General features: G+C 71.5%; 13 protein-coding genes. All 13 read right to left on the bottom strand.

What is annotated here, in order from left to right; genetic code table 11:
- Positions 1–13: 13 nt before the first annotated feature.
- The 13 genes from ABS52_16625 to ABS52_16565 all read right to left on the bottom strand — a co-directional run bounded on the left by ABS52_16625 (position 14) and on the right by ABS52_16565 (position 9,371).
- Positions 14–436: a hypothetical protein gene (locus ABS52_16625; protein ODT01568.1), complete on the bottom strand. Its 423-nt coding sequence runs from the start codon at positions 434–436 to the stop codon at positions 14–16.
- An 8-nt stretch (positions 437–444) separates the two neighbouring features.
- Positions 445–978 carry a hypothetical protein gene (locus ABS52_16620; protein ID ODT01567.1) on the bottom strand — a complete coding sequence of 178 codons (534 nt, stop codon included), beginning with the start codon at positions 976–978 and terminating at the stop codon, positions 445–447.
- Entirely contained in the window at positions 971–1,183 is a 213-nt protein-coding gene (locus ABS52_16615; protein ID ODT01566.1) for a hypothetical protein, read from the bottom strand. The genes ABS52_16620 and ABS52_16615 overlap by 8 nt, the downstream gene beginning before the upstream one ends.
- A gap of 316 nt (positions 1,184–1,499) precedes the next feature.
- On the bottom strand, positions 1,500–1,790 hold the full coding sequence (locus ABS52_16610) for a hypothetical protein (protein ID ODT01565.1): 291 nt from the start codon (positions 1,788–1,790) through the stop codon (positions 1,500–1,502).
- Entirely contained in the window at positions 1,787–2,002 is a 216-nt protein-coding gene (locus ABS52_16605) for a hypothetical protein (GenBank protein ID ODT01564.1), read from the bottom strand. The genes ABS52_16610 and ABS52_16605 overlap by 4 nt, the downstream gene beginning before the upstream one ends.
- Positions 2,003–2,189: 187 nt before the next feature.
- A complete protein-coding gene (locus ABS52_16600; protein ID ODT01563.1) occupies positions 2,190–2,465 on the bottom strand; it encodes a hypothetical protein in 276 nt (91 codons plus the stop codon).
- The gene (locus ABS52_16595; protein ODT01562.1) at positions 2,462–2,836 is read right to left on the bottom strand and encodes a hypothetical protein; all 375 of its coding nucleotides are present in this window, start codon (positions 2,834–2,836) and stop codon (positions 2,462–2,464) included. Before ABS52_16595 ends, ABS52_16600 begins: the two co-directional genes overlap by 4 nt.
- A 117-nt stretch (positions 2,837–2,953) precedes the next feature.
- Positions 2,954–3,139: a hypothetical protein gene (locus ABS52_16590; protein ID ODT01561.1), complete on the bottom strand. Its 186-nt coding sequence runs from the start codon at positions 3,137–3,139 to the stop codon at positions 2,954–2,956.
- Positions 3,139–4,401: a hypothetical protein gene (locus ABS52_16585; GenBank protein ODT01560.1), complete on the bottom strand. Its 1,263-nt coding sequence runs from the start codon at positions 4,399–4,401 to the stop codon at positions 3,139–3,141. The genes ABS52_16590 and ABS52_16585 overlap by 1 nt, the downstream gene beginning before the upstream one ends.
- Complete coding sequence (locus ABS52_16580) at positions 4,398–5,294, bottom strand: hypothetical protein (GenBank protein ODT01559.1); 897 nt, start codon at positions 5,292–5,294, stop codon at positions 4,398–4,400. The genes ABS52_16585 and ABS52_16580 overlap by 4 nt, the downstream gene beginning before the upstream one ends.
- A 17-nt stretch (positions 5,295–5,311) precedes the next feature.
- On the bottom strand, positions 5,312–6,673 hold the full coding sequence (locus ABS52_16575; GenBank protein ID ODT01558.1) for a hypothetical protein: 1,362 nt from the start codon (positions 6,671–6,673) through the stop codon (positions 5,312–5,314).
- The gene (locus tag ABS52_16570; protein ODT01557.1) at positions 6,670–7,890 is read right to left on the bottom strand and encodes a hypothetical protein; all 1,221 of its coding nucleotides are present in this window, start codon (positions 7,888–7,890) and stop codon (positions 6,670–6,672) included. Before ABS52_16570 ends, ABS52_16575 begins: the two co-directional genes overlap by 4 nt.
- The gene (locus ABS52_16565; GenBank protein ID ODT01556.1) at positions 7,890–9,371 is read right to left on the bottom strand and encodes a DNA methyltransferase; all 1,482 of its coding nucleotides are present in this window, start codon (positions 9,369–9,371) and stop codon (positions 7,890–7,892) included. The genes ABS52_16570 and ABS52_16565 overlap by 1 nt, the downstream gene beginning before the upstream one ends.
- Positions 9,372–9,463: the final 92 nt, after the last annotated feature.

The following is a 9,463-nucleotide window of genomic DNA, read 5'->3' as shown; positions in this document are numbered from 1 at the left end:
CGCCTGCGCGGCATCAGCGCACCCCCACGTGGCCGAGACCCGCCGCGATCTTCTCCTCGGCATTGCGGATCAGCTCCGGCGTGACGTGGACGAGGCGATAGCGCCAGATGCCGGACTTGGGACCGGCTCGGGGGTCGGGCTCGCGCTCGACGGTGAAGCCCAGGGACCGCAGCTGGCGGCCGCGGCGATCGCCGGAGTGGCCCCCGACGTCCTTCGCGCGGAGTTCGTCGATGGTGTGCCACTGGCCGTCGAGCATGAGGGCGAGGGTCCGCCCGAGCGCAGTGGTGAGGCGCAAGCGGTCGCGCTCGGCGCGATAGCTGTCGTCGGGCGTGGCGACGGCGGCGAACAGGGGGCCGAGGTCGGCGCGGTCGCGGGTGTGCACGGGGCGCGCGTAGGTGTCGGGATCCATGCCGGTGCGGCGGACGGTATGCGCCATCGGATGCCTCAGACTTCCTCGGGGGATGGTGACGGGGGCGACGACGGGGACGGCAAGGCCGCGCCGCGTTCCAGCCCGGCCGCACGCCGCCTGTACTCGAGTTGGTAGAGTCGCTCACGCCATATGCCCCGGATGCAGATCGCCTGGAGTCGGTCGCCACGTCGCTCGGCCGCATCCCGTAAGCGCGACAACTCGTACAACTCGGTGAGCCACGCATGCTCCTCGCGCCACGGCCCGCTTTCGCTGGTGGTGGCGATGAGCATCAGCGTCCCGTCCGGCGCGTCGCGGATCTCGAGCGTGACGGGTGCGCTGGGCGCGGCGCGCAGCTGCGCGACCAGTTCGTCCGCCACCCGCACGTATCGCTCGCGGGGCTTCGGTGCCCACCGCTCCGCATCCTCCAGCGCCGCGAGGGCGAGGCGGAGTATGGCCTCGTAGCGAGCGTGGAACTTCTCGTGTCCCGTGAAGGCGTCTCGCGCGAAGACGTGGTGCTCGATCCACCCGGCTATCGCTTGCTTCGCCTCCTCCCGCGTGATCTCAGGCATCGGGGCCTCCCTCGTTGACGGTGACGCGCCCTTCGCGGAGGGCGCGGGCGTGGGCGCGGAGCAGACGGGCATCCTCGCAGGGTTGACACGAGCACTCCGCATTCGCGTATGCCGTGACCCGTTCGCACGCCTCCGCGAGCGCGGCGAGGTCGTTAGGCTCCCGCAGCACGTCGGCGCGGGTGGGGGTGGCGTTAGGCGGGGTCATCGGGGCTCCGGCTCTGTGGCGGTCGAAAGTTTACGCCCGGCCGAACACGCTTTGCGTAGCGCGACTGCCGCAGCGATTGATGCCTTGCGATAGGCGATCCACGCATCGTGCGGGGTGGAGCACCGCTGGCACCATTGTGCGCGGTCCAAGTGCCGACTGTCGTGGCACCGATCCCCGTAGCCGTCGCTACTGTTCCGCCTGCGGTCACACTCACCGTACGTCTCGCTCGCCGCCGTACAGATCGCCACCCACTCGCGGCGACGCGCCGCACGCTCGGTACGCGCCTGCCATAGCCGTTCCAGCAGTGCGTCGCTCGTCATCGCCCCACCTCCCGCTGCCGCAGCAGGGCGCCGAGGGCGGGGAGGGAGTCGGCCTTGTACATCGCGTCTCGCTCGTCGCGCACGCACACGCCCAACCCCCAGCGCGACAGTTCGCGATCCGGGTGGCCCTGTGCCCACGCCTCCAGGTACGCCACGTCCGCGAGCTGTTGCGCGAGGGCGGCGTAGTCGGTGTAGAGCACGTACTTCCCGCTGTGCTGCTCAATGAGCATGAAGTTCTCACTCTCCCTGTCGAACACGAACCCGTATCGCGCCACCGTCTCGCTCATCGCGTGCCCTCCTCGCGCTGGCCACAGAGGACGCAGCGCGTCTCGCCCGCGTCGTGGAGGAAGCAGTGGTTGCACCGCGTCGTGCCCGTCGCCGTCACGTGCTGCTGGCGCGCGCGCACGCACGGGCACTGCGGCACCGAGGGGCTGTTGACTGCCCCGCACTGCGGGCAGACCCACCCCGTCAGCACGAAGCCGCCGAATGGCGTCGTCATCGCGTCCCCTCCTGTTGGATTAGCATCTTGTGCCATTTCCGCTCCAGCCGCCGGCTCGTCTGTCGATTCAGAGGCACCACGAACCCTGCGTAATCGTTACGCACGCACCAGCACGAGCCGTCGCTGGCTCGCACGTACGTCACGCCGTCCTCCTTGATCTCGGGCGTCTCTGGTCGAAAATCCGTACTCATCGCGTGCCCTCCGTGGCTGCCACCTCGCTGATGTACGCCGTCACGATCCACTCGCTCCACCGCCGCGACCGCTCGATGTTGCTGAGCATCGACGCCGAACAGCCGATCCGCCGTCCCATGTCGCGCAGCCCGATCCCCTGCGCCTCGCGCGCCTCCCTGCACGCCCGCACCAGCAGGGCGCGGCGCTCGTGCTCGTACCGCTCAGCGGACTCGCGCCGGAGCACGGCCTCTGCCCACTCGCGCTCGCGGAGCGCGACCAGTCCCTGTTTCATCGCGTGCCCTCCTGCCTGTACTCTGGCACGTCGAAAAAGCCGAGTTGCCCGCGCACGGGGTAGAACGGCACGGGTGTCGCATTGGCCAGCGTGAACCCATAGCGTCCCACGAACCACGGCGACGCGGACTGCGTGACACATCCGGTCACTGTCACTTCGCCGACGATGCCGCCGCTCTCGAACGTCGGGGGCAACGCGATGTGCGGGAACTGCTGCCGCACCCACGCGAGGCCCTCGTCGTCGAACTTCCTGCCCGCGTGGATCAGCACACGCTCCCCGCGTCTCTTTGTCCACCAGTCTCTGTTCTCGATGTCCTTGTGGCCGTTGACGATGAGCCACGCCCACGGCTGTTGCACGCTGAGCGCCTTCATCGCGTGCCCTCCTGCGCGGCGAGCGCGCGGCGTGCGTAGTCGGGGCCGTCGCCTGAGCCGATCCAGACGCGCAGCATAACGTGGTGGGTCACCGTCTCCTCCATCCTCCCCTCCGCGTTAGGCATGGTCGTCCTCCACCGTGGTCGGTTGCGTGTCCGCTTGCATTAGCCGCATCTGGCGCTGTTCCTCGTCCGTCGCTGGCCACGGGATGCCCGCCCAGCGGAATTGCCAGAACGTCGGGCGATACGGCTTGCCCTTCTGCGGCGGATCGCCAAGCAGGGATAGCTGGTAGGTCTCGCGCATCACTCCTCCACCGTCAGGCCGAGCGCGCGAACGATCTCATACGCCCAATGCTCAGACGTGCGGTTGGTCCCACGGGCCGTGCGCACGATGCCCTCCACCCTGTCCACCATCTCCCGCGTCACCCGCGCCTCGAGGACGGGGACGACGCGCTGCCACATCGGCTGCCATTCCTCTGGCGTCGGGACGTGCGACATCACGGCCAGCGGCGTGCCGTCCATCGCCAGCGCGACCCACCACCGGCGCGGCGCGGACGCAGGGGCGGGCGAGGGCATGGTCGCCCCCTCGCTGTTCGGCGCTCGAACGCCTAGCCCCGCCGCGTTCCACGGCGTCCCCGTGCTATCGCCGCCCGCGCGGCCGCCCACGAAGCCCAGGGGGTTTGCACTCGGCGGGGCAAACGTCAGCCCGCCGCGTTGCGCGCACCACCAGAGCGACGGGGTCAACTTCGCATCGGGGACGCCGCCGCCGCGCAACCACTCGGCGACGATGAATCGCTGCGTGTCCACGTCTGGCGTCTCGGTTCGCGGCGTGCGTTCAGCCGCCAGCTCCCGCCGCGCCTCCACCAGCGCGGACCCCATGCGCGCTATCTGCACGCCGAACGGCACATCGCCGCCGTCCGGTGGGTCCATGAACTCGTAGCCGAACGGTGCAAGCGCATCGGCCATCTGCTGTTCCTTCTCCGCCAGCTCCCGCCGCGCCTCGTCGCGCTCGCGCTCGGCGTCCCGCAACGTCTCCACAACGCCGCGCACATGGACGACGAGGTCTCCGCCGTGTTCCGCCACGTTCGGGAGCTTCGCGTCGCCGAGCACGCTGTCGATGCTTTGCACGGCGTCGCGCGCCCATTCGAGGCGCGTGCGCCAGTCCCGCGTCTCCTCGTGCGCGGCCAGCGCGGCGGCAACAGCCTCCTCCGCCTCCCGCCGCGCGTGGTAGAGGGCGGTGAGGGCGAAATGGAGGTCGTCGTCTGGACTCACGCACCTTGCCTCGCCATTGGGCGCGTGGACGAGGCGATGCGCCCATGCGTCGCCGGTCCACTCATGGTACCCGACCACCGCGCCCAGCGGGATCGGGGGCGGCGACGACGAGACAGGCGCGGTCGGCGCTTCACGGAATGATCCCGCTGCCTCGTCCGCACTCGCCACGTGGCCGTTTCCCGCCACGTCCTGCCCCGTCGCCTCCAGCCAATCGCACAGCCGCTCGCTCGCCACGCGCAACGACTCGGCGGCGTCCGTCAGGTGCAGGCGTGCGGCCCGCTCGTCAGGCGTCATCGCGCACCTCCGGTTCGTCGTCCATCGCCCACCCCAGGACCCCCTCCGCCACCGGCACCGCCACGCCCAGGCCGCACGCGTACGCGTCCCGCAGTCCCGCCGTCAGGTGCGCCGCGTCGTAGCCCGTGAGCCCGTAGCACCGCACGGCGGTCCAGAGCACGAGCGCGGCCCTCGCGTCCCACGCGTCCCACGCGGCCCTCGCGTCCCACGCGTCCGACGCGGCCCNCGGCCCTCGCGTCCCACGCGTCCGACGCGGCCCACGCGTCCCACGCGTCCCACGCGTCCGACGCGGCCCTCGCGTCCCACGCGTCCCACGCGTCCGACGCGGCCCTCGCGTCCGACGCGGCCCTCGCGTCCGACGCGGTATCGCAGCGCTGGAGTCTCCACCCCGCCAGCCCGCGCGCCGCGAGGGCGACCCGCAGGTGCTGCGCCACCGCCGCCTCATCGCGCCGAGGCCGCGCCAGCGCCGTGCGCCACGCCTCGACCTCGCCGACCAGCGCCTCCGCGTGCGCCCCAAACGGCGCGTGCAGGTCCCCGAGCGCCGCCTGCCACTCGTCCGCCGTCGCCTCCCGCACGATCGTGAGCCCCGAGGCACGCGTCTTGTCCCCGCGCGTCACCGCGTCCGCGCTGAGCGTGCAGGCCACGAGCCGCGACGGCCGCCCGTCGGGCCACAGTCCGCCGAGCCGGAGCGCGGCGCCGGGCCGGAGGCACGCGTGATAGCCCGGCGCGCAGTCGGCGTCGCTCCGGTCCAGCCGCACCGGCGGCAGCGTCACGGGCAGCGCGCCGGTGCACACGGGATCGCCGCCCTGCACGGGCGGGCGCCAGTCGTGGGTGTAGCAGCGCCAGTACAGCGGCGCGCCCGCCGTCGTTGTCTCCGTCATCCTCTCCGTCATCGTCTCCCCCGTAAGTGTCAGAAGCCCAACGCGTGCTGCGCGGGCGCCGCCTCACCCGCCGTGCCCTGTGCCGTGAGCGACATCGTGCCCCCGTTCCACCACACACTCACCGCGAACGGCGCCGTCCGCCGGCAGGCGCGGAAGTCCAGCTCCAGGATGTCCGGCCGATCCTTCCAGTACATCGCCTCGCGATACAGCAGCGCCACGAAATCCGCCGCCTGCAGCATGCCCGACGAGCCCGCGAGGTCTTGCAGCTGCGGACGCTTGTCCGGGCGCTTCTCGATGTCCTTGTAGTTCAGCTGCGCCGGCGCCACGACCGCCGTCTTCGTCCGCTTCGCCAGCCCCTTGAGGGCGTACGCGATCGACGTCAGCTCCTCGTCCCCGCGCCGCCCCTTGAGCGGGAAGCGCACCAGCTGCAGGAAGTCGACGACGATCACGCCGAGCCGGGAATGCTGCGCCTTGAGCGCCACGGCGCGCGCCAGCACATCGTCCAGCGACGGCGAGGCCGCGTCGTCGATGTACAGCGGGAGCTTCGCCAGGCGCGCCGCCGCCGTCGTCAACTTCTCGATCTGCCACGCCTGCAAGCGGCCGCTCGCCGAGACATGCAGCGGCACCCCGGAGAGCGCGCTGAGGAGCCGCTCCGTCACCTGCGCGGCGCTCATCTCGGCCGACACGATCCCCACCGGATGCCCTAACGACGCCGCGTGGGCCGCGAGGTTGTGCGCCACCAGGCTCTTCCCGGCCTTCGGCACGCCACCGAGGATTATGAGCTCGCCCGGGCGGAAGCCGTGCGTCTGCGCGTCGACCGGCGCGATGCCGCTCGGATACGCCAGCGCGTCGCCGCGCATCCGGGCCTCGATCTCGTCCAGCACCGCGAACGGGTCGATGCGCTGGTAGCCCAGGCCTGCCGCGTCGTCGACGGCCATGGGGAGCACGTCCGCCGAGAGCGCCTTCGCCACCGTGGCCGGGTCGAGTCCCTGGTAGAGCGCCTCGATCGCGGCCTGCGCCTGCGCGATGACCAGTCGGCGCTGCGCGTGCTGCCGCACGATCGCGGCGTGATGCGCGATGTTGGCCGCCGTGGGGACCGCGTCCAGCAGCTGGGCGACGTAGTCGACGCCGCCCACGGCGTGGAGTTCCTCGCGGCGGCGCAGCTCGTCGGCGAGCGACACCGGATCCGGCGCCGCCCCGCGCTCCTCGAGCGCGAGGATCGCCTGGTACACGCGGCGATGCGCCTCGCGGTAGAAGCATTCGGGGATCAGCTGCTCGCGCGCCACCGCGATGGCGGCGCGGTCGAGCATCATGGCGCTGAGCACGGCTTGCTCCGCCGTCTCGTCGTGCGGCGGGCGCCGGTCGTGGCGCGGACGCGCGGGCGCCGTCATGACGCGGCCTCCGCCGCCACGCGCGCGGGCGCCGATGCGGCCGCGGGGCCCGCGCCGGGCGGCACGGCCGCCGCGAGCACCTCGGCGAAGAACGCGACGACGGCGCCCCGGGTGCGCTCGCGGTACAGGTCCGCGTCGACGTGCGGCTTGAGGACCTGCCACTCGGCGAGGAACCCGGCACGATCGCGGACGTCGCCGCACGCCTCGAGCGAGTACAGCAGCCCCTCACGTGCGAGCGACGACTCGTGGTTCCAGCCCCGGTCGAAGCACAGCCGCTCCCACCACTCGGCCCGCCGGCGGATCACGTCCGGGGCGTACTCGCCCACGGCGGTTCTGACGTTCGGCGCCCCACTCGTCTCGCGCGCCGCCGAGCGCGCCTGGGCATGCGCCTGCTGCGCGTCCCACGCCTCCTCGATCGCCGCGCGGAAGTACCCCAGCGAGCGCGGGGGGCGCTTGAACTGCGTCCGCGCCACGACGTCCGCGATGACGTCAGCGCCGAAGGCGGCCGGGATGCCCGCCGCTCGCAGCGCCGTCGCCACCGCGTGCGACGTACCGTGCGTCGCGATGATCGGCGAGGGCTGCTCGCCGAAACGCACGGCGATCGCCTGGTTGGCGGCGATTGTCAGCGTCAGCGCATCGGCAGTCAGCTGCTCGTGCGTTGACGGTGGGGCAGCCGCAGCAGCCGCCATCACGCGCGCGCCCGCGCGCGGCTGTTGCTCCTGCTCCTGCTCCTTCTCCTTCTCCCTCTCCCTCTCCCTCTCCCCCTCCCCCTCCCTATCAGTCGACGAGGCTTCGTCGAATGCCTCGTCGACGTTTCGCCGATCGTTCGACGACGATTCGTCGAAGCTTCGTCGAATCTCCGTAAGTGACGGCATGGCTTGAGCTTCTGTCACGATCTCCGGGAGCGAGCGCGAGAGATTTGCGCGGTCGATCCGCTGATGTTTCCGCCAGTTCACGATCTCGACGATCTTCTGCCCCGAGGCCGTCGTCCCGCGCCGAATGAGGCCCTTCGACGACAGTTCGTCGAGGCTTCGTCGAGCCGTCTCCGACGTTTCGGGGAAGAGGAACGCGTCGATGATCTTGAGGTTGTCGAGCAGCCGTCCGGCGTCGTCGGCCATGGCGATGAGGCCCACGAAGACGAAGCGCGTGATCACAGGCAGCGGCGCCAGCTTCTCGTCCGAGAACATCTCCGGCTTGATCGAGCGAATGCGCGGCATCAGGCGACCGAACGCGAGAAAGGTTGGCACGGCAGGCTCGCGACATCGACGTCGAACTGCGCGGCCACAATCGCCGCCGCAACGGGAGGACACACGCTGTTGCCAACCATGCGCACCTGCGCCGTCTTGGTGAGGGGGCGCCCGTCGTGCATCGCATCGATGCGGTAGGAGTCCGGGAACCCCTGCGCCCGGTACAGCTCGCGCGGGGTGAGCATCCGCATCCCGATGTCGGCGATCGCGTAGTCCGCGCCGTGCACGGTCACAAGTCCGAGCCGGTCCCTGCTCGTCACCGTGCGGAGGGGGCTGAACAGGTCCTGCCCGTCCCGCTCACTCCCGTAGTACGCGACGAGGAACGCGCGCACCTGCTCGCGCCGGTCCCCGCCGTCGTGCGGCGTGAGCGTCGCGGTGACGAGCGCGTTGCTGTCGCGGGTCTTCACGGTCGGCACGGGATCGAACAGCGAGGCGGCCTGCACCTCGCCCGCGTGCCGCTCGCTCTGGTGCTTCGCGAGGAACGCCATGACGAGCGCGTGCTTCACCCCGCCCGCCACGGCCGTGCCTAACGGCGCACCGAGATCCAACGCGCGCGGCGCCTGCCCCGCCCGCTCCCCGTAGCCGGTCTGGATGAGCGTCGGCGCGACGAGTGCGAGCTCGCCGCGGTGCGCGCCCGTGACGGTCGGGAGGGGCTCCTCCAGACCATGCACGCGCCGGTCGCCGTGGTGCGTCAGCGGCACGATGAACGGCGTCCTGGTCTCGAGCACGTACCGCCGCATCCCGGCCGCGATCCGCCGGAGCGTCGACTCAGCGAGCGGGCGCGCGCGCTCGAAGATCGACGGCACCGGGATCGACCAGTCGATGCACTCGGCGGCCGTGCGCCACGGATGTGCGCACCCCTTCCCATGCGTCGGCGCGGGCCACACGATCGGCTGGCCGTCGCGCCGCGCGACGAGGAAGAGCCGCTTCCGCCGCGTCGGCGCGCCGTAGTCACAGGCCCGCAGCTCGCGCCACTCGACCGCGTAGCCGATGCGCCGCAACCGACCGACGAAGGCGCGAAAGGTCTGCCCCTTGCGCACGGGACAGGGTCGCCCGGTCTCGACCAGCACCGGCCCCCAGTCCCGGAACTCCTCGACGTTCTCCATCATGATCACGCGCGGCCTGACGGCCGCCGCCCACCGCACGGCGACCCACGCGAGGCCGCGCACCCGCTTGCTCACCGGCTTCCCGCCTTTGGCCTTGGAGAAATGCTTGCAGTCCGGCGAGAGCCACATGAGCCCCACCGGCTGGCCGCGTCTCGCCTCGGCCGGATCCACGCGCCACACGTCCTCCTGGTAGTGGCGCGTCGTCGGGTGGTTCAGCGCATGCAGGGCGATCGCTTCGGCGTCGTGGTTGATCGCGATGTCCGGCGATCGCCCCAGCGCCATTTCGATCCCGAGCGACGCACCGCCACCGCCCGCAAAGCTGTCCACGATGAGCTCACCCGTCATGCGCGATACCCCCCGTGCGTGGAGCGCAGGTAGCGCGCGTGCATCCAGCGGTCGACGCGCCTCGGCCCGACGGCGAAGGCGTAGACCAGCAG

The organism is Gemmatimonadetes bacterium SCN 70-22 (assembly GCA_001724275.1).
GTDB lineage: Bacteria > Gemmatimonadota > Gemmatimonadetes > Gemmatimonadales > Gemmatimonadaceae > SCN-70-22.
This window is presented reverse-complemented; position numbering and strand designations above follow the sequence as displayed.

Coding starts and splice junctions, on each gene's coding strand:
- ABS52_16605 (ODT01564.1), bottom strand. CDS start 2,002: ATGACGACGCCATTCGGCGGCTTCGTGCTGACGGGGTGGGTCTGCCCG.
- ABS52_16595 (ODT01562.1), bottom strand. CDS start 2,836: ATGAAGGCGCTCAGCGTGCAACAGCCGTGGGCGTGGCTCATCGTCAAC.
- ABS52_16590 (ODT01561.1), bottom strand. CDS start 3,139: ATGCGCGAGACCTACCAGCTATCCCTGCTTGGCGATCCGCCGCAGAAG.
- ABS52_16620 (ODT01567.1), bottom strand. CDS start 978: ATGCCTGAGATCACGCGGGAGGAGGCGAAGCAAGCGATAGCCGGGTGG.
- ABS52_16570 (ODT01557.1), bottom strand. CDS start 7,890: ATGCCGCGCATTCGCTCGATCAAGCCGGAGATGTTCTCGGACGAGAAG.
- ABS52_16600 (ODT01563.1), bottom strand. CDS start 2,465: ATGAAACAGGGACTGGTCGCGCTCCGCGAGCGCGAGTGGGCAGAGGCC.
- ABS52_16625 (ODT01568.1), bottom strand. CDS start 436: ATGGCGCATACCGTCCGCCGCACCGGCATGGATCCCGACACCTACGCG.
- ABS52_16610 (ODT01565.1), bottom strand. CDS start 1,790: ATGAGCGAGACGGTGGCGCGATACGGGTTCGTGTTCGACAGGGAGAGT.
- ABS52_16565 (ODT01556.1), bottom strand. CDS start 9,371: ATGACGGGTGAGCTCATCGTGGACAGCTTTGCGGGCGGTGGCGGTGCG.
- ABS52_16615 (ODT01566.1), bottom strand. CDS start 1,183: ATGACCCCGCCTAACGCCACCCCCACCCGCGCCGACGTGCTGCGGGAG.
- ABS52_16585 (ODT01560.1), bottom strand. CDS start 4,401: ATGACGCCTGACGAGCGGGCCGCACGCCTGCACCTGACGGACGCCGCC.
- ABS52_16575 (ODT01558.1), bottom strand. CDS start 6,673: ATGACGGCGCCCGCGCGTCCGCGCCACGACCGGCGCCCGCCGCACGAC.